The following is a 19,020-nucleotide window of genomic DNA, read 5'->3' on the forward strand; positions in this document are numbered from 1 at the left end:
GGGCATTCCTTCGTCCTCCTCAGGCCCGAAAGCCTACTTCAGGGAGGACCACTTTTCAGGGGGCAGACCACTAGCCATTGACCCTGGCCCAGGCTCGGGTGGTAACGGATCGCACGATGTCGGGCTGGGCTAGGAAGCGGGTCCAGGCCTGGCAGCAGGCTTCCACGATGGCGGGGTAGTCGTCCCAGACCTGGAGGCTGAGCCAGTTCTGGCGGAGATACTGCCAGACGTTCTCGACCGGGTTGAGCTCGGGGCTGGGGTGTGGCGCCGGCAGCAGGGTGATGGTGGCGGGCACCTTGAACGTGGCTGATGCGTGCCAGCCAGCCCCGTCGAGCACCAAGACGGCATGCGTACCCGGGGCAACCGCGGCGCTGATCTCGGCGAGATGGGCGGTCATGGCCTGGGTGTCGGCAAAGGGCATGACAAGCCCCGCACCCACGCCCCGCTCGGGGCAGACCGCACCGAAGAGGGTGGCCCAAGCGTAACGGCAGTCCCGCGGCGCCCGTGGACGCGTGCCTTTGCGGGCCCAGAGGCGGGTGAGCGTGCCCTGCTGGCCCACACGGGTCTCATCGGCAAACCACACCTCGATGGGCTTGCCCTGCGCCTGCTCCGGCAGGGCGGCCTGCACGTGCTGGCTGAAGTTTTCCCCCACTCCGCCTGCGCGGCCGGATCGCTCCTGGCGTGCTTGGACCGAACCGACAGCCGGGCAAAGCCCAGCCGGTGCAGCAGCTTGCCCACTGTGCGCTCGTGGAACGTCACGCCCCAGCGCGCGGCGATGACCCGCCGCAGGTCCACCCGCCGCCAGCGCACCACATGATCCACGGCCGGATCAGGACCCGCCTCGACGATCTCAGACGGTTCGGCCATCTGCTCCGGCGTGAGGCGAAAGGCAGGCCCGGGTGGCACCCGATCGGACAGGCCTGTCAGCCCTTCTGCGTTGGTGCGAACCACCCGGTCCCGCAGGGTCTGCCGGCCCATGCCGCAGCTCTCAGCCGCCTCCTTGCGGCTCTTGCCCTCCAGCACCAGCGCAAGTACCAGCATCCGCCGCGCCGCATCAGCGTCCCGGCTGCGTGCCGCCGCACGCCAAAGCTCCGTCGCGGACAGCTCGGTGCGGGTGATCTCCACTGCTCAGCCCGTCGGCATCGCCGTCTCCCTCCATGCTCCCACATGAGCAACCAACGCAGTGCTCAATGAAGAGAACCAGAGTCACCGGCCAAGGCCGTTGGTGTTACCTACTTGCTCGAAAAGGAAACTCTGGCGCGCTGGGGAGGATTCGAACGCCCAACCCCTTAATTCGTAGTTAAGTTGGTCACGGTTGACTGGAGGAGAAAAGCTGGGGGTCAGCGCCTTCCCAAATCCATCTACCGATCGTCCTTGGCCAGAGTAACTAATCGATTCAGCCGGATGCACTAGGCGATTGTCCGCCGCATCTACATCCCACCAACTTTCAAATGTGGTAGGCAATGTGGTACCGCGACATCGTTAATCGCTCATACTCCATATAATTCAGCTACTTATATAGCTGGGCTGGCGGAGGAGGTGGGATTCGAACCCACGGGAGGCTTGCACCTCCGGCGGTTTTCAAGACCGCAGCAATCGACCACTCTGCCACTCCTCCCCGCGCGCCCTGATAGGACGGACCGAAGCGGTTGAAAAGCCGCTTCACGTTGCGGGCATTTCGATCGTGCTGTCACGGCCTCGGCTTTCCAAGAGTCGGGACGGCGGCTAATGTCGCGCGCGCAGGTTAAACCTGACCGTGGACACGGGCGGCACCTGAGAGGGATGGAAAGGGCCGGTCAACGGCCCTGGCTGGTCAAGCCAGCCAAAGGCAAGGGGCGGAGTATGACGGGCGATCCGAAAGCGCGGGTCTGGGGTGTGCGGTCCAGGACCATGGTGGTCTTGCTGGCGGCGATGGCCCTCGTGGCCTGCGGGGAGCAGGGGGGCGTGCAACCGGTCACCAGCGCCGACGAAGGGTCGCCGGGCACTGCCAGCACCCCGACCGATGTGGAAGCGCCCGAATTGTTTCGGGTGAGCGAACCGGGGCTTTGGGATGGCCGTCCCTCGCTGGGCGGCATCTGGGTCGCGCATCCCGACGTCACGGATCCGGAGCGTGTCCGGATCGTCAACCGGTCCAACGGCCAGTCCGTCGTCGGCGCCCTGTTCCGTCGCGAGCGCGACCTGCCGGGTCCCGCGCTCCAGGTGTCGTCGGACGCGGCAGAGGCGCTGGGAATGCTGGCCGGAGCGCCGGCACCCTTGGACGTGGTGGCCCTGCGCCGGATCGACCCACCAGCCACGGAGGAGGCATCGGCCGCCCCGGAGCCTGCGGCCGACGCCGTGGCTCCGGCGGCCCCCGAAGAGATCGCCACCACGAGTCTTTCCAGCAACTCTGTGTCGTCTGACCTGCGGAACCCCTTTGTGCAGCTTGGCACCTTTGACGTGGAAGCCCACGCCACGGACAGCGCCGCCAGACTGTCCGACAAGGGGCTGCCGGTGCGCCTTGTGCAGGAACCGGATCGGGGGGCGCGGCGCCTTCTTCTCGGCCCTGCCTCTAGCGCGGCGGAGCAATCCGCCCTGCTCGATCAAGCGGTGGCCGAAGGGTTCGCCGACGCCTACCTCGTGAGACGCTGATGCCCGGAGGAGCCCGATGACCCGACTGTTCGCCACCTTTGCTCTTCTGGTCGCAGGCACCCTGCCGCTGTCGGCACAGGAGTTCGAGACCGCCGCCCGAGCCGCCTGGGTGTACGACGACACTACGGGCACCGTGCTCCTCGAGAAGAACGCCGACCAGCCGGTTCCGCCGGCGTCGATGTCCAAGCTCATGACCATCTACATGGCGTTCGATGCCATCAAGAACGGCCACCTCACCACGGAGACCACCCTCCCGGTGTCCGAGCACGCCATGAGCTACGGCGGCTCGTCGATGTTCCTCAACACGCTGGACCGCCCTACGGTGCATGATCTGCTGCGGGGGGTCATCGTCCTGTCCGGCAACGACGCGACGGTCGTTCTGGCCGAGGCGCTGTCACCCGATGGGACCGAAGCGGGCTTCGCGGAACTGATGAACCGGCGCGCGGTCGACCTGGGGATGACGAACTCGCATTTCGTCAACTCGAACGGCTGGCCCGCCGAAGGACACGTCATGTCGGCGCATGACCTGGGCATCCTGGCCGAACACCTGATCGAGGATTTCCCCGACCTTTACCCGATCTTCGCCGAGCAGGAGTTCGAGTTCGACGGTCGCGTCCCGTCCAACTCGCAGAACCGCAACCCGATCCTGGGACTGGGGATCGGCGCGGACGGGCTCAAGACCGGGCACACCGAGGAAGCAGGCTATGGGCTCGTCGGATCGGCCGTGCAGGGCGACCGGCGGATCATCTTCGTGGTCACGGGCCTGCCCTCGCAGGAAGGCCGGCGCACCGAGAGCGAGCGGATCATCAACTGGGCCTTTCGACAGTTCGCCCTGCGCAACGTGGGCGAGGCCGGCACCCGCATCGCCGAGGCCGAGGTCTGGATGGGCGCCGCGCCGCGGGTTGGCCTCGTCCTGCCCGCCGACCTGTCCGTGCTCGTGCCCACCATGGGCGAAGGGATCGACGCTTCGGTGAGCTACCAGGGTCCTGTCGCGGCTCCGATCACCAAGGGTCAGGAGATCGCGCAACTGGTCCTGCACCGGGATGGGCTGCCCGAGATGCGCCTGCCCCTGGTGGCCGAAGCCGACGTGCCGACGGGGGGCTTCATGCCCCGCGTGCAGACGGCCATGGGTGTGCTGATGGGCAAGGCGGGCCTGAATATGGCCGCCATTCCCGTCCTGTCCCAGGCCGCGCCGGAAGCGAACGCGCCAGAGCCCGTTCCCCAGACCGCGCCGGCCCCGGACGCCGCAGCATCGGAGCCTGCCACGGCAGGGCCGGCCGACCCTGAGGCCGACGGGGGAGAGGCGCTTCCCGATGACGAATGAGGCCCTTGGCCTTTTCGTCAGCTTCGAAGGTATCGACGGAAGCGGCAAGTCCACTCAGGCCCGGCTCCTGGCCGACCGGCTGCGCGCCACGGGCCGGGAGGTGGTCCTCACCCGCGAACCGGGCGGGAGCGCCGGGGCCGAGGAGATCCGCCAACTCGTCCTGACTGGCGACCGGCAGCGATGGTCGGCGGAAACCGAGATCTTGCTATTCACCGCCGCCCGTCGCGATCATCTGGAGCGGACCATCCGCCCGGCGCTTCGGCGCGGAGCCGTGGTCATCACCGACCGCTTCGCCGATTCCACCCGACTTTATCAGGGCACCACGCGCGGCGACCTGCGCGCAGTCGTGGACCGGCTCCACGACATGATGATTGGGGTGGAGCCTGACCTCACCTTCATGATCGACATGGAGCCTACAAAGGCTCTGAGTCGCAGCTTGATGCGCCTATCCGACAGAGAAAGGACAAAGGCAGTCTCGTTTGCCAACCTAGCTGCATCTGTGGCGACAGAAGACCCAGTCCTTGAGGGCTATAGCCGGTCAGATCTCACTCGCAGAGCAAACAAGGCCGCAACTGAGGCGGTAAGTTCAGCTAAGGCTGCTCACCAAACAGACATCGACGCTGAACCTGAGAGCCGCTTCGAGTCCTTCGGGCTACCCTTCCAGGAAAAGCTTCGCCAAGGATTTCTCGATCTCGCCCGCGAGCATCACGCCCGCATCGCCCTGATCGACGGTGACCGCTCTGAGTCCGAGGTCGCCGCCGACGTGGCCAAGATCGCGCTGGCCCGGTTGGAGCCAGCCTGATGGCCCGCGCCCCTGCCGACGAGCCCGCGCCCGAACCCGACCGCCGCGACGGTGCTCCGCACCCGCGCGAGGCAAAGGCCATTTTCGGTCATGAAGGCGCAGAGGCGGATATCCTGACCGCGCTCAGGTCCGGCAAGGTCCATTCCGGCTGGCTCCTGACCGGGCCCGAGGGGGTCGGCAAGGCGACCCTGGCCTACCGGATGGCAGAGACCCTGGTGGCGCAACGGCCCGGTGCCCCCTTCCCCGCTGCCCTGGGCCTGCCACCGGAGCATCCGGATTCGCGGCTCATCCGCGCCGGGGCGCATCCCCGGCTGTTCGTGCTGCGACGGGGCCTCGACGACCGGGGCAATCTCCGGTCAGTCATCACCGTGGAGGAGGCCCGCAAGCTGCGCGAGTTCTTCGGCCTTTCGGCGGCGGATGGCGGACGACGGGTCGTCATCGTGGACGCAGCCGACGAGTTGAACCCCAATGCGGCGAACGCCATTCTCAAGCTGCTCGAGGAACCTCCCGCTCGGACTACGCTGCTCCTTGTGTCGCATCAACCGGCACGGCTGCTGCCGACCATCCGCTCCCGATGTCGTACGTTGCGCCTGTCGCCGCTAAGTCCAACCGATCTCGGTCAGGCCATGGCCTCCATCGGACTTTCCACGGATCAGCCGGGCGCACTTGCGGAACTGGCTGGGGGTTCGGTCGGCAATGCCGTCCGCCTCGTGGCTAATGGAGGACTGGACCTGTACGGCGATCTGGTTGCGCTTCTGTCCGGGCTTCCTCGGATGGACCGCCCCCGAGCGATCAAGCTGGCGGAGTCCTGCGCGGGACGGGCCGAGGGACGGTTTGACCTGCTGCTCGACCTTCTCGATCTATTCCTCACCCGAGCGGCCCGCGCCGGCTTGCTGGCCGCCCCGCCCGAGGCGGCGCCAGGCGAAGCCGCCCTTCTGGCCCGGCTCGCCCCGCACGACCTCGCGGCCCGCGCCTGGGCGGACCGGCAGGCACTGGCCTCGGCCCGGGCGCGCCAGGGCAAGGCGGTCAACCTTGACCCTGCCGCGCTGGTGCTCGATATGCTCCTCCAGATCGAACAGACGGCGCGCACGGCCGCCGCAGCCTGAGGCGGCCCCGATGAGCCCTGACGCAATCACCCTTCCCGGCCTCGTGGACAGCCACTGCCACCTCGATTTCCCGGACCTCGTGAGCGATCTTCCCGCCGTGGTGGCGCGCGCCAAGGCCGCTGGCGTGGAGCGGATGGTCACCATCTGCACCCGCCTGCGGCAGGAATCAAACGTCCGCGCCATAGCCGAAGCGCATGAAGGCGTCTTCTACGCCGCCGGCACCCATCCCATGAGCGCCGCCGAGGAACCCATGGCCACGGTGGACCAACTCGTTCAGATCGCCCGCCATCCCCTCATGGTCGGGATCGGGGAAACCGGCCTCGACTACCACTACTCCGCCGATAGCGCGGATGTGCAGCAGCGATCGCTCCGCATTCACATCGAGGCCGCGCAGGAGACGGGCTTGCCGCTCATCATCCACGCCCGCGACGCCGACGAGGACATGGCCCGCATCCTGTCCGAAGGCGTCCTGGTGAAGCCCTATGCCTGCGTGATGCACTGCTTTTCGTCGGGCGAGAACCTCGCCCGCACCGCGTCGGACCTGGGCTTTTATCTGTCCGTGTCGGGCATCGCTGCCTTTCCGAAAAGCGGCGAGTTGCGCGACATCTTCCGCCACGCCTCCGTCGACCGCATCCTGGTCGAAACCGACAGCCCCTACCTCGCCCCCCCACCCCACCGTGGCAGGCGCAACGAGCCCGCTTTTGTCGCCCATACGGCGCGGGCGGTCGCGCATCTGTGGGACCTGAGCCCCGAGGACTTCGCCAAAGCGACTTCCGCGAACTTCGACCGCCTGTTCACCAAGGCGGCGCGGGCCAGGGCGGCGGCGTGAGCGGCACCTTCCGCATCCTTGGCTGCGGGTCGTCGGGCGGCGTTCCCCGCGTGGGCGGCGACTGGGGTGCCTGCGATCCCGGGGATCCTCGCAACGCTCGCACCCGCTGCTCGGCGCTGGTCAGCCGCACCGGCCCCAAGGGCATGACACGCGTTCTGATCGATACCTCGCCCGACCTGCGGATGCAGCTCCTCGCGGCCGAGGTCGGCAGCCTGGACGCCGTGCTTTACACCCATCCCCATGCCGACCACGTCCATGGCATCGACGATCTCCGGATGGTGGTCTTCAACATGCGCTCCCGCCTGCCGGTCTGGGCCGACGCGCCTACCGCGCGGGAGCTCATGCTCCGCTTCGACTACGTCTTCGAAACGCCACCCGGATCGGGCTACCCGCCCTTATGTGACCTGAATCGGCTCGATGGCGCCGTCACGATCTCCGGTCCCGGAGGACCCCTGACCTTCCAGCCATTCACCGTGGAGCACGGCAGCATTCCTGCCCTCGGATTCCGGGTGGGCGGTCTTGCCTACCTGCCCGACGTTTCCTCGATCCCCGAGGCCGCCTGGCCCACGCTCATGGATCTCGACTGCTTCGTGGTGGACGCGCTGCGCTACAAGCCGCACCCGACCCATGCCCATCTGGACCAAGCCCTCGAATGGATCGAACGGGCCAAGCCGCACCGCGCGGTGACGACCAACATGCATGTGGATCTGGACTATGCGACCCTGGCTCGGGAGCTGCCCACCGGCGTCATCCCCGCGCATGACGGGCTCGAGATCGCCTTCGATCCGTGAGCATCCTTCTGTCCGTCATCCTACCGGTTTTCGTCGTGATTGGCCTGGGGTTCTTTGCCGCCAAGCGACGGCTGATCCCCGAAGCCGGGATCGACGGGATCATGCGCTTCTCGCAGGGCTTCGCGATCCCCATTCTGCTGTTCCAGGCGATCGCGACGCTCGACCTGCAGGAGAACTTCGATCTCCGGCTGGTCGGAACGTTCTACACCGGGTCCTTCACCTGCTTCCTGATCGGGATGCTGGCCGCCCATCACCTGTTCAAGCGGGACTGGGAGGACGCGGTAGCCATCGGCTTCATCGCGCTGTTCTCGAACTCGCTTCTCCTCGGCCTGCCGATCACCGAGAGAGCCTTCGGGGCGGATGCGACGCAGGCGAACTTCGCCATCATCGCGGTGCATTCACCCTTCTGCTACGCGGTCGGCATCACCGCGATGGAGATCGCCAAGGCCAAGGGCCACCCGCCGCATACCATCCCGGCCAAGGTGTTGCGGGCGATCTTCTCCAACTCCCTGATCATCGGGATCACGCTGGGGCTGATCGTCAACCTGACCGGGCTTCCGATCCCGACGGTGGTGGACGAAGGCCTCGACATGCTGGTTCGCGCCGCCCTGCCCTCGGCCTTGTTCGGCCTGGGCGGCGTCATCGCGCGCTACCGGATCGAGGGCGACATGCCCACGATCCTGTTCACCCTGTCCTTGTCGCTGATCCTGCACCCGAGCATCGCCTGGCTCCTGGGAACGCAGATGAACCTGTCCCAGAACGAGTTCCGGTCGGTGGTGGTGACGGCGGCCATGGCGCCGGGGGCGAACGCCTACCTGTTCGCCGCGATGTATGGACGCGCGACGCGGGTCGCGGCGTCCTGCGTGCTTCTCGGCACGGCGTTGTCGATCGTCACGGCGGCGGTCTGGCTGGCCCTTCTGGCCTGAGCCTCCGACGTCAGACCGGGGTCAGGCCCCGCAGACGCTCGCTCCGCCGCCGCAGGAGTTCCAGGGTTCCCAGAAGCAACACGGACAGCGCGATCAGGACGGTCGCGGCGGCCAGGATGGTGGGCGAGATCTGTTCGCGCAGCCCGATGAACATCTGCCAGGGCAGCGTTTTCTGGCCCGCGGCCCCCATGAACAGCACGACCACCACCTCGTCGAACGAGGTGATGAAGGCGAACAGCGCGCCCGACACGACGCCGGGCAGGATCAAAGGCATCTGCACCTTGCGGAAGGTCCGCGCGGGTCCGGCCCCCAGCGACGCGGCGGCCCGCGTCAGCGACTTGTCAAAGCCCACCAGGGTCGCTGTCACCGTGATGATGACGAAGGGGATGCCCAGCGCCGCATGCGCCAGCACCACGCCCCAATAAGTCCCCTGAAGCCCGATGCGGGAGTAGAAGAAGTACATCCCCGCCGCCGAGATGATCAGCGGCACGATCATGGGCGAGATCAGGATCGCCATGATCGCCCCCTTGAACGGCACATGCGCCTGGCTCAGCCCCACCGCCGCCAGCGTCCCCAGCGCCACGGCGATGAGCGTCGCCACCGGCGCGATGGCGAGCGAGTTCCAGAGCGGCCCCTGCCAGTCCGGGTTGGTGAAGAAGTCGCGGTAATGCTCGAGCGAGTAGCCCGCCGGATCGAGCCGCAGCATCTCGGGCGTGAAGGTGAAGAAGTCCTGGGCGTTGAAGCTGAGCGGGATGATGACCAGCAGCGGCGCGATCAGGTAGAACAGGATCAGCCCGCAGATGATGCGAAAGGCATAATGCCAAAGACGCTGGCCCGTCGAGGCATAGATCGGTAGCGCCATGGGCTCAGCCTCCCAGCTTGACGTTGTCGATGCCCACGAGCTTGTCGTAGGCCCAATAGAGCAGCAGCACCATCGCCAGCAGGATGGTCCCCAGCGCGGCCGCGAGGCCCCAGTTCAGGCTGTCCGAGATATGGTAGGCGATGCGGTTGGAGATGAAGACGCCCTTGGTCCCGCCGACCAGCTCCGGAGTGATGTAGTAGCCGATGGACAGGATGAAGACGAGGATCGACCCCGCCCCGATGCCCGGGACCGACTGCGGGAAGTAGACCCGCCAGAAGGCCGTCCAGTCGTTCGCCCCCAGGCTCTTCGCCGCCCGGACGAAAGACGGTGGGATGCCTTTCATGACCGAGTAGAGCGGCAGGATCATGAAGGGCAGCAGGATGTGGGTCATGGCGATGATCGTGCCCGTCTGGTTGTTGATCATCACCAGCCGCCCATCGTTTCCGATGACCCCGACCCATACGAGCAGGTCGTTGATCACCCCCTGCTGCTGGAGCAGGACCTTCCAGGCCGAGGTCCTCACAAGGAGGGACGTCCAGAACGGCAGCAGCACGAGTATCATGAGCAGGTTGGCCGATCGCATGGGCAGCGACGCCAGGAGATAAGCCACCGGGTAGCCCAGCAGGATGCAGCTCGCCGTGATGAGCATGGACATGACCATCGTCCGGATGAACAGCTGGACATAGATCCGGTCGCCCTCGGCCCGGGGCGCGATGCCGTCCGGCGTCATTTGCAGGTCCACGGCGTTCAGGTAGTAGCCGGGCGTGACGCGCGGGGCAAAGGCCCGCAGGGTGTTCCAGATCGCCGGTTCGCCCCAGGCGTCATCGTCGTCGATGAACAGCTCCTTTGCGGTCACGGTCTCGAAGCCGGACACATCGACGGCGGGCATGGCCGGGGGCCGCGAGCCGGCTGCGAGGTCGCGATAAAGGGCGGCATAGACGAAGTCGCCGACGTCCTCCTCCGCCGGATCGTCGCCATGGACCTCGGTGGTCAGCGTCGCCCAGGCGTCATAGGCATCGGCGGTCTGAGGCAGGGCGTCGCGATTGCCGGGGTCGGCCATCCAGGCCGCCCACTGCGCCGAATCGTCGAAGGCTGGGTCGGCGTCCCGAAGCTGGTCGGCGTAGATGCTGGTCTCGAACCGGCCCACCGCACGCCCCGTGCCCCGGAACAGGGACGAGGCCCCGCCGGACTCGTAGTTGAGACGCGTGCCGAGCTGCGTGTGCCGCTTGTATTCCTCGGCGATGACAAGGTCGGTGTAGAGGGCGTCGAACACGGGCTCGCCGGGAACTTCGGACGCGTCCTGACTCAGCGCGGCGACCGTGCGGGGCAGCGTGTCGGCGACGATGCCGTTCTGCACGGACCGCAGAAGCATGTCCCCGATGGGCAGGACAAAGGTCACCAGGATGAACAGGAGAAGCGGCGCGATCAGCAGCAGGGCCCGCAGCTTCTGGCGACGAAGCGACCGCGCCAGGCTGGCGCGCAGGGGCGTCCCGTCCGCGGCCAGCATCGGCCCCGAGGTGACGGGCCGCGCCTCCCGCCCGGTGGGCATTCCGCCCGAGATCGTCGCATCCGCCATGTCCCGCGTCCCCCTTGGCAAAGGTCGGCGGGGCCCGACTGGGCCCCGCCTCAGTCGATCACTGGGCGAGCCAGTTCTGGAAGGCGGCCTCGACCTCGTCCTGGTTGTCGGCCCACCATTCGATGTTGTTCACGAGGTAGTTCTTCATGTTGTCCGGGTTGGTCGGCATGTGCGGCGCCATCTCGATGCCCAGTTCGGCATGGGTGGACACCAGCGGCTGCGACGACGCGCGGGCCGGGCCGTAGGCGATGTACTTGGCCTGGTCGGCCAGACGCTGGGTGTCCGTGGCGAAGCGCAGGAAGTGCATCGTCCGGTTCATGCGGTCCTCGGACAGGCCGGCGGGGACGATCCAGCCGTCGAAGTCGAAGTTCTGGTAGTCCCAGAGCATCTCGACCGGCTGGTTCTGCTCGGCGATGACCGAGAACAGGCGACCGTTGTAGGTCGATCCCATCACGACTTCCTTGTCGGCCAGCAGCTGGGGCGTCTCGGCCCCGGCGGTCCACCAGATCACGCTGTCCTTGATGGTGTCGAGCTTGGCGAGCGCGCGTTCGACGCCACCGTCCTCTTCCATGACGTCATACACCTCTTCGGCCGCCACGCCGTCGCAGATCAGCGCCCATTCGAGGTTCTTCTTGGGCGAGGCCTGAAGCGCGCGCATGCCGGGGAAGGCTTCGACGTCGAAGACATCGCAGATGTCGTCCGGGGTCTGGCCGTTCCACTCGGCCACGTCGGTGCGGTAGCCGAAGGTGGTCGAGAAATAGATCTGCGGCACGTAGCAGTCGTTGATGATCGAATCGCCAAAGTCGGCGCTGGGCTCGGAGCCGTCGGAGCCGGGGGCCAGCACCTCGTCATGATCGATCTCGACAGCCAGACCCTCGTCGCAGGCGCGCTGGGAGTCGGGACCTTCCACGTCCACGAGGTCGAAGGGCATGTTGCCCGCTTCCTGCGCGGCGCGGAGCTTGGCGATGGCCTCGTTCGAGGATTCGTCCCAGGTCACAGTCACGCCGGTCAGCGCCGCGTAGGGCTCCACATAGGCCTTGAGCTGCGAATTCTGGTAAGCGCCGCCCCAGGACATGATGACCATGGAGTCGGCGCAGTTCTCGCAGGCGGGCAGCTCTTCGGCCGCTGCGTCCTGAGCGAAGGCGGCACCACCCATGGGCAGCAGCACCAGCGCAGCCGAACCCAGCAGTTTCGTGATCGTCATTCTTATGTTCTCCCTGATTGGTCGTTCGTCACGCCGCGTCGAGCGCGCGGCAATCCTCGGGCAGCCAGCCGATCTCGATTTCCTGACCGGGCTGGAGACGGGTCTGGTCGGGGGCGTTGCGCGACTTGATGATGAACTCGTCGTTGCCGGCCACCGACAGCCGCGTGCGGAACATGTCGCCCATGTAGATGAATTCCTCGACCCGGGCGCGCAGGGTATGGGCGCCGGGCTGGAGGCGGGACTTGTTGAACTCCACCCGCTCCGGGCGGATCGAGACCTTGGTCCGGTCGCCCACGCGAGCCACGTTCACGGGCTTGGCGTCGATTTCGTCGCCCGAATCCAGGCGCACCACGCAGCGATTCTGGTCCATGACGGTCACGATGCCTTCGAGGGTGTTGTTCTCCCCGATGAACTGCGCGACGAAGCTGTTGACGGGTGCCTCGTAAAGCTCGTCCGGCGGCGCGAGCTGCTGGATGCGGCCATCGTTGAACACGGCGACCCGATCGGACATGGTCAGCGCCTCGGTCTGGTCGTGGGTCACATAGACCACCGTGATCCCCAGATTGTCCGCGATGTGCTTGATCTCGAACTGCATGTGTTCGCGCAACTGCTTGTCGAGGGCGCCCAGGGGCTCGTCCATCAGCACCAGCTCGGGCTCGAAGACCAGCGCGCGCGCCAGGGCGATCCGCTGCTGCTGGCCACCCGAGAGCTGCGCAGGACGCCGGTTGGCGAACTGGCCCATCTGCACCATGTCGAGGGCGCGCTTGACCTTGGCCTCACGCTCGGCCCTGTCCATCTTGCGGACCTCGAGCGGGAAGGCGAGGTTCTCGGCCACGCTCATATGCGGGAAGAGGGCGTAGTTCTGAAACACCATGCCGATGCCGCGCTTGTGCGGCGGCACGTCGTTGATGTTGCGCCCCGATATCCGGATCTCGCCATGCGTCGCGGTCTCGAAGCCCGCCAGCATCATCAGGCAGGTCGTCTTCCCGGACCCAGACGGCCCCAGCATCGTCAGGAACTCGCCCTTCGGGATGGAAAGATTGAGGTCCTTCACCACAAGCGTCTGGCCGTCATAGCTCTTCTGCACGCGATCGAATTCGACAAACGCCGCGTCCCTGGAAGCTTGGACCAATGTGACACCCCCTTGTTGCCGGCAGACCGGGCCGTTCTAGTTCCCCAAGGCTTAGACGACAGGTCGTGGCCGTGGCAACCCGACACGCCTCGCTTCGGGCCGTCCGCGATGTAACGAAATGTTAGCAGCTGAGCAGACGCCCAAGAAGTGGGCGGAAATACAATCGCTCAGAGGCAGTCCAGTAGGATTGTGGGGTGCCGAGACCGAGGCGTTCGCCCGCCCAAACCCGGGAAACGCCAAGGCCCGCCACAGTGGGCGGGCCTTTGAGCATCCCTTACGGGAATGGTGCGGTTGAAAGGACTCGAACCTTCACGGGTGTTACCCCACAGCGACCTCAACGCTGCGCGTCTACCAATTCCGCCACAACCGCATGTCCTGGCTTGGTGAGCCGGCGTATAAACGAGCCTTTCGGGGGACCACAAGGGGGGCCAGGATGATTTCGGGGGCTTTTCGGCGGCCTCGATAACGGCCATCTGGGAACCATGGTCGAATGGTATCGCAGCGAGGGGCTCGTCCCCTATCCCGAGGCGCTTTCCCTCATGGAGGCGCGGGCCGAAGCAATTGCACGGGGCGACGCCCCCGAGATGATTTGGCTCCTTGAACACCCGCCCCTCTACACAGCTGGCACATCGGCCCGCCCCGAGGACCTGCGGGACCCCGCCCGGTTCCCGGTCTTCGAGGCGCGGCGCGGCGGGCAGTACACCTATCACGGCCCGGGCCAGCGCGTCGTGTACACGATGCTCGACGTCAACCGCCGCGGCCGGGACGTACGACGATTCGTCTGCGACCTCGAAAGCTGGGTCATGGACGCCCTAGGAGAGTTCGGCTTGAAAGGAGAGCGACGGGCCGGTCGGGTCGGCATCTGGGTCACGCGGCCCGACAAGGCCCCCGACATCGACGGCTCCCTCCGCGAGGACAAGATCGCCGCCATCGGCATCCGCCTCCGCCGCTGGGTGAGCTTTCATGGCCTGAGCATCAACGTGGAACCCGACCTGGAGCACTTCGGGGGAATCGTGCCCTGCGGGATCAGCGAACACGGGGTGACGAGCCTGGTGGACCTCGGGCTGCCCGTCGGCATGGGCGACCTCGACGCGGCCCTGGAACGGACGTTCGCTACGACCTTCGACCAAGGGAACTGAGGCGGCAAGGCGAACAGATCCCCTGCCCTGCGGCACTGTGCCGCGCACCCTGGGGCTGCCTTCGTCACCTGCGGAGAAGTGTCGAACGAAGCGGGCCTTGGCGTTCCCGCTAGGATGCCCGCGGTCATCATGAAGAGCATTCGAAGGTTCCGGTCGCCATCGAATGACGGGGCGCTGGAACATTGAGCAATTCCCGCCCCTTGTTGCGCGCGCGCCGACGTGAATGCTGCGACCGCCTGTCGGCTTGTCGGAGAAACCCGAACGCACTAGAAGGCAAGTTGTACGGGCCCGGCCAAAACCGTTGGCCCTCACGATTCCTTTCGGGAGAGCCGCCGCCATGGCCGACGCTGCCATCCATCACGACCATCATGACGAGCGGGGCTTCTTTGCCCGCTGGTTCATGTCGACCAACCACAAGGACATCGGCCTTCTTTATCTGATCGTGTCGGGGATCGCGGGCTTCATCGCCGTGGCGTTCACCGTCTACATGCGGATGGAGCTGATGCAACCGGGCGTGCAGTACATGTGCCTGGAAGGGGCGCGGTTCTGGCCCGCCTCCGATCCGGCCAGCTGCACCCCCAACGGTCACCTGTGGAACGTCATGATCACCTATCACGGGGTGCTCATGATGTTCTTCGTGGTGATCCCGGCGCTGTTCGGCGGCTTCGGCAACTACCTGATGCCGCTGCAGATCGGCGCTCCGGACATGGCGTTCCCGCGCCTCAACAACCTGAGCTTCTGGATGTACGTCGCGGGCACCACGCTCGGCGTGGCGTCCTGGCTCTCGCCCGGCGGCGACGGGCAGAACGGCGCGGGCGTGGGGTGGGTGCTTTACCCGCCGCTCTCCACCTCGGACGGTGGCATGGCCATGGACCTCGCCATCTTCGCCGTGCACCTGTCCGGCGCGTCGTCGATCCTGGGCGCGATCAACATGATCACCACCTTCCTGAACATGCGCGCCCCCGGCATGACGCTCTTCAAGGTGCCGCTGTTCTCCTGGTCGATCTTCGTGACCGCCTGGCTGATCCTTCTGGCCCTGCCCGTGCTCGCCGGCGCGATCACCATGCTGCTCACGGACCGCAACTTCGGCACGACCTTCTTCCAGCCCGAAGGCGGGGGCGACCCGATCCTTTACCAGCACATCCTGTGGTTCTTCGGCCATCCGGAAGTGTACATCATCATCATCCCGGGCTTCGGCATCGTCAGCCACGTCATCGCCACGTTCTCGCGCAAGCCGATCTTCGGATACCTGCCGATGGTCTGGGCCATGATCGCCATCGGCGTGCTCGGCTTCGTCGTGTGGGCGCACCACATGTACACGGTGGGCATGTCGCTGACCCAGCAGTCCTACTTCATGCTGGCCACGATGGTCATCGCCGTGCCCACCGGGGTCAAGATCTTCTCTTGGATCGCGACCATGTGGGGCGGCTCGATCGAGTTCAAGACGCCCATGCTCTGGGCCATGGGGTTCATCTTCCTGTTCACCGTCGGCGGCGTGACCGGCGTGGTGCTGAGCCAGGCCCCCATCGACCGCTACTATCACGACACCTACTACGTGGTGGCGCACTTCCATTATGTGATGTCGCTGGGCGCGGTCTTCGCGATCTTCGCTGGCCTTTACTTCTACCTCCCCAAGTTCACGGGCAAGATGATGCCGGAATGGGTCGGTCGGACCCACTTCGCCCTGATGTTCGTCGGCGCGAACCTGACCTTCTTCCCGCAGCACTTCCTGGGCCGCCAGGGCATGCCGCGCCGCTACATCGACTACCCGGAGGCGTTCGCCACCTGGAACTACGTGTCGTCGATCGGCGCCTTCGTGTCCTTCGCATCCTTCCTCTTCTTCATCGGCGCGCTGGCCTATGTGCTGCTGCGGCAAAAGGCGACCGCTCCGGCGAACCCCTGGAACGAATGGGCCGACACGCTCGAATGGACCCTGCCCTCGCCGCCGCCCGAGCATACCTTCGAGATCCTGCCCAAGCCCTCTGACTGGAACCGGACCCACGCGCACGAGTAAGGGGGCTCCCCTCGGACGCGACGCAACCAAGGGGGCCCTGGCGGATGCCGGGGCCCCTTTTTCGTTACAAGCTGCGCGGTGGGCTTGACCCCGACACGCCGCCGCTACGTCGAGCTTGCCGCGAAGCGGGCCGAACTGTCGCAGGCCCGCCCCGCGCCCCAGGACCGGAGGCCCGAGCACCACGATGCCTTACACATGGACCGATCCGACCACTGCCTTCGATGGCCAGCCACCGCCGGTGGCCCGCCTGCGGCTTTGGCCCCACCGATCGCTGCCGCGTACGGGGTTCGTGGGCTTCTTCGGCGGAACGGCGGCGCTGGCGTCCTTGCCGCTCCTTACCGTTCTGGGATCGCCGGTGCTTTGGGGCCTCCTGCCCTTTCTCGTGGTGACGATGGGGGCGCTCTGGGTCGCGATCCAGTTCAGCTACAAGACCGGTGAGGTGCAGGAGGAGTTGCAGCTCTGGCCCGACCGGGTGCTTCTCACGCGGCAGGAGCCGCGGCGCCCGCCGCGCATCTGGGAAGCCAACCCTCACTGGATCAAAACGGCGCTGCACACCACAGGGGGGCCAGTCCCCAACTACCTGACCCTGTCGGGCGCGGGCCGCACCGTCGAGATCGGCGCCTTCCTGAGCGAGGAGGAGCGGCTCGGGCTCAGGCCCGAAATCGAGGAGGCGCTTCGCAGGCTGCGCTAGTCGCCCTCGACATGCTCCGGCAGACCGTCATGCCTCGTGGACGCCAGCCCCTCGAGTTCATCCTCGGTCATGGTGTCGAACATCGACCGCGAGGCTCCCTGAAGATCCTCAGGCTTGATCTCGCCACGCTTGGCGGACAGCGCGGCACCCGCCGCACGCTGCTGGGCAATGGAACGGGCGGGCATGGCTGGTCTCCCTGGCTGCTCGGCCAAAGAACGTCCTGTGCCCGCCTGCGTTCCCGGTCACCCGAGGCGCGCCTTGACCAACGGGCCGACCTTGGCAAAGTCCATGGCGCCCGCGTGCCGCGCCCTGAGGGCATTCATCACCCGCCCCATGTCCTTCAGGCTGGTGGCCGCCTCGGCGGCGATAGCCTCGGCGATGGCGGCCTCAGCTTCGGCCTCGGACAGCTGACGCGGCAGGAACTCCTCGATCACGGCGATCTCGGAACGCTCCTTGCCGGCCAGATCGGCACGTCCGGCCTCGTCATAGGCCCGCGCGCTTTCCTGCCGTTGCTTGACCATCCGGGCCATGACCGCGACCACACCGTCATCCGCCACGGGCGACGGCTGGCCTTCACCCCGGGCCGCGATGTCGCGGTCCTTGATGGCCGAGTTGATGAGCCGCAGCACTCCAAGGCGGTCCGCAGCCTTGGCCCGCATGGCGTCCTTGAGCGCCTCGTTGATCCTTGCGCGCAGGTCCATGTCCGCTCTCCTTCCTTGTTTCGGGGGTCATAGGGGCCGCGTCCCCTTGGCGCAATCGGCTTGCCTTGACCCGCGCGCCGGTCGCGCGTAACGGTCCGCCGGATCACAGCAAGGGAAGCCCGTCATGTCGCAGTCGCCGCGCCCGACCGCCTGTCTCGCCTTGGCCGACGGAACCCTGTTCTATGGCCGCGGCTTTGGCGCCACCGGCACGACCCAGGCCGAACTGGTCTTCAACACGGCGATGACCGGCTACCAAGAGATCATGACCGACCCCTCCTATGCGGGTCAGGTCGTGACCTTCACCTTTCCGCATGTCGGCAATGTCGGCGCCAACCCCGAGGACGACGAGGCCGCCGACCCTGTGGCCGAGGGGATGGTGGTCAAGTGGGACCCGACAGAGCCGTCGAACTGGCGCGCGACCGAGTCGCTGGGCGACTGGCTGGCCAAGCGGGGCCGCATCGGCATGGGCGGCGTGGACACCCGCCGCCTGACCCGCGCCATCCGACAGCAGGGCGCGCCGCATGTCGCCCTGTCGCATGACCCCTCCGGCAACTTCGACATCGAGGCGCTGGTCGCCAAGGCGCGGTCGTTCAAGGGGCTCGTGGGCCTCGATCTTGCCAAGGACGTGACCTGCGCCCAAAGCTATCGCTGGGACGAGATGCGCTGGGCCTGGCCCCAGGGCTATGCCCATCAGGCCGCGCCCGTTGCCCGTGTCGTCGCCATCGACTACGGCGCCAAGCGCAACATCCTGCGGTCGCTGGCGTCGGTCGGCGCCGAGGTGACGGTCCTGCCCGCGACCGCCACGGCCGAGGACGTGCTGGCCCTGAACCCGGATGGCGTGTTCCTGTCCAACGGCCCCGGCGACCCGGCTGCTACCGGCCAATATGCCGTGCCGATGATCCAGGGCGTGCTGGAGAAATCGGACCTGCCGGTCTTTGGCATCTGCCTGGGGCATCAGATGCTCGCGCTCGCGCTGGGCGCGAAGACGGTCAAGATGAACCACGGCCATCACGGCGCGAACCACCCCGTCAAGGATCTGGAGACCGGCAAGGTCGAGATCACCTCGATGAACCACGGCTTCACCGTGGACAGCCAGACCCTGCCGGTGGGCGTCAAGGAAACGCATGTGAGCCTGTTCGACGGCTCGAACTGCGGCCTACGCATGACGGACAGGCCAGTCTTCAGCGTGCAGTACCACCCCGAGGCCTCGCCCGGCCCGCAGGACAGCGCCTATTTGTTCGACCGCTTTGCCAAGGCCATCGCCGATCGGAAATCACGGTCAACAGGCTCCTAAG

The 19,020-nt window shown here is 66.6% G+C and carries 17 protein-coding genes, 2 tRNA genes and 1 pseudogene; 11 read left to right on the top strand and 9 right to left on the bottom strand.

The window, feature by feature from the left end:
• Positions 1-70: 70 nt before the first annotated feature.
• Positions 71-1,125, bottom strand: a protein-coding gene (locus FHG66_RS08670; protein WP_139076361.1) for an IS630 family transposase whose coding sequence is annotated in 2 segments (ribosomal slippage) — positions 71-651 and positions 651-1,125 — 1,056 coding nt in all. Because the reading frame shifts where the segments join, the coding sequence is not laid out codon by codon here.
• A 403-nt stretch (positions 1,126-1,528) separates the two neighbouring features.
• Positions 1,529-1,618: transfer RNA gene (locus tag FHG66_RS08675), tRNA-Ser, on the bottom strand.
• Positions 1,619-1,842: 224 nt separating this feature from the next.
• Here FHG66_RS08675 and FHG66_RS08680 point away from each other — a divergent pair.
• The 7 genes and pseudogenes from FHG66_RS08680 to FHG66_RS08710 all read left to right on the top strand — a co-directional run bounded on the left by FHG66_RS08680 (position 1,843) and on the right by FHG66_RS08710 (position 8,406).
• Positions 1,843-2,628, top strand: coding sequence for an SPOR domain-containing protein (locus FHG66_RS08680; protein WP_246082523.1), 786 nt, complete (start codon positions 1,843-1,845; stop codon positions 2,626-2,628).
• Positions 2,629-2,644: 16 nt separating this feature from the next.
• On the top strand, positions 2,645-3,952 hold the full coding sequence (locus FHG66_RS08685; RefSeq protein ID WP_139076362.1) for a D-alanyl-D-alanine carboxypeptidase family protein: 1,308 nt from the start codon (positions 2,645-2,647) through the stop codon (positions 3,950-3,952).
• Positions 3,942-4,424 (top strand): annotated as a pseudogene (gene tmk / locus FHG66_RS08690) (dTMP kinase); the annotation flags it as partial. The gene FHG66_RS08685 and the pseudogene tmk, both read left to right, overlap by 11 nt.
• A 329-nt stretch (positions 4,425-4,753) precedes the next feature.
• Positions 4,754-5,860: a DNA polymerase III subunit delta' gene (locus tag FHG66_RS08695; RefSeq protein WP_139076363.1), complete on the top strand. Its 1,107-nt coding sequence runs from the start codon at positions 4,754-4,756 to the stop codon at positions 5,858-5,860.
• A 10-nt stretch (positions 5,861-5,870) separates the two neighbouring features.
• A complete protein-coding gene (locus tag FHG66_RS08700; protein WP_139076364.1) occupies positions 5,871-6,689 on the top strand; it encodes a TatD family hydrolase in 819 nt (272 codons plus the stop codon).
• Positions 6,686-7,480 (top strand): MBL fold metallo-hydrolase, encoded by a 795-nt coding sequence (locus FHG66_RS08705; RefSeq protein ID WP_139076365.1) that lies wholly within the window; start codon positions 6,686-6,688, stop codon positions 7,478-7,480. Before FHG66_RS08700 ends, FHG66_RS08705 begins: the two co-directional genes overlap by 4 nt.
• Entirely contained in the window at positions 7,477-8,406 is a 930-nt protein-coding gene (locus FHG66_RS08710; protein WP_139076366.1) for an AEC family transporter, read from the top strand. The genes FHG66_RS08705 and FHG66_RS08710 overlap by 4 nt, the downstream gene beginning before the upstream one ends.
• Before the next feature lie 10 nt (positions 8,407-8,416).
• Here FHG66_RS08710 and FHG66_RS08715 read toward each other — a convergent pair whose 3' ends face one another.
• The 5 genes from FHG66_RS08715 to FHG66_RS08735 form a co-directional block, all read right to left on the bottom strand.
• Positions 8,417-9,268 (bottom strand): ABC transporter permease, encoded by an 852-nt coding sequence (locus FHG66_RS08715; RefSeq protein ID WP_139076367.1) that lies wholly within the window; start codon positions 9,266-9,268, stop codon positions 8,417-8,419.
• A gap of 4 nt (positions 9,269-9,272) precedes the next feature.
• Positions 9,273-10,844 (bottom strand): ABC transporter permease, encoded by a 1,572-nt coding sequence (locus FHG66_RS08720; RefSeq protein ID WP_425471719.1) that lies wholly within the window; start codon positions 10,842-10,844, stop codon positions 9,273-9,275.
• A 58-nt stretch (positions 10,845-10,902) separates the two neighbouring features.
• Positions 10,903-12,048, bottom strand: a complete 1,146-nt coding sequence (locus FHG66_RS08725; RefSeq protein ID WP_139076368.1) for an extracellular solute-binding protein — start codon at positions 12,046-12,048, stop codon at positions 10,903-10,905.
• Between the two features lie 28 nt (positions 12,049-12,076).
• A complete protein-coding gene (locus FHG66_RS08730) occupies positions 12,077-13,180 on the bottom strand; it encodes an ABC transporter ATP-binding protein (protein ID WP_139076369.1) in 1,104 nt (367 codons plus the stop codon).
• 283 nt (positions 13,181-13,463) lie between these two features.
• Positions 13,464-13,550, bottom strand: a tRNA-Leu gene (locus FHG66_RS08735).
• Positions 13,551-13,662: 112 nt separating this feature from the next.
• Here FHG66_RS08735 and lipB point away from each other — a divergent pair.
• The 3 genes from lipB to FHG66_RS08750 all read left to right on the top strand — a co-directional run bounded on the left by lipB (position 13,663) and on the right by FHG66_RS08750 (position 17,024).
• Entirely contained in the window at positions 13,663-14,319 is a 657-nt protein-coding gene (gene lipB, locus FHG66_RS08740; RefSeq protein WP_139076370.1) for a lipoyl(octanoyl) transferase LipB, read from the top strand.
• 337 nt (positions 14,320-14,656) lie between these two features.
• A complete protein-coding gene (gene ctaD, locus FHG66_RS08745) occupies positions 14,657-16,333 on the top strand; it encodes a cytochrome c oxidase subunit I (protein WP_139076371.1) in 1,677 nt (558 codons plus the stop codon).
• A 184-nt stretch (positions 16,334-16,517) separates the two neighbouring features.
• Complete coding sequence (locus FHG66_RS08750) at positions 16,518-17,024, top strand: DUF2244 domain-containing protein (RefSeq protein ID WP_139076372.1); 507 nt, start codon at positions 16,518-16,520, stop codon at positions 17,022-17,024.
• On the opposite strand, the gene FHG66_RS08755 is transcribed toward FHG66_RS08750, so the two are convergent.
• The gene (locus tag FHG66_RS08755) at positions 17,021-17,209 is read right to left on the bottom strand and encodes a DUF3008 family protein (protein ID WP_139076373.1); all 189 of its coding nucleotides are present in this window, start codon (positions 17,207-17,209) and stop codon (positions 17,021-17,023) included. The genes FHG66_RS08750 and FHG66_RS08755 overlap by 4 nt on opposite strands.
• 57 nt (positions 17,210-17,266) lie before the next feature.
• Positions 17,267-17,725, bottom strand: coding sequence for a GatB/YqeY domain-containing protein (locus FHG66_RS08760; RefSeq protein WP_139076374.1), 459 nt, complete (start codon positions 17,723-17,725; stop codon positions 17,267-17,269).
• 124 nt (positions 17,726-17,849) lie between these two features.
• Between FHG66_RS08760 and carA the strand changes: the two genes are divergently transcribed.
• Positions 17,850-19,019 (top strand): glutamine-hydrolyzing carbamoyl-phosphate synthase small subunit, encoded by a 1,170-nt coding sequence (gene carA, locus FHG66_RS08765; RefSeq protein ID WP_139076375.1) that lies wholly within the window; start codon positions 17,850-17,852, stop codon positions 19,017-19,019.
• The last annotated feature ends 1 nt before the right edge of the window (position 19,020 follow it).

The sequence above is a fragment of the Rubellimicrobium rubrum genome (assembly GCF_006152115.1).
GTDB lineage: Bacteria > Pseudomonadota > Alphaproteobacteria > Rhodobacterales > Rhodobacteraceae > Rubellimicrobium > Rubellimicrobium rubrum.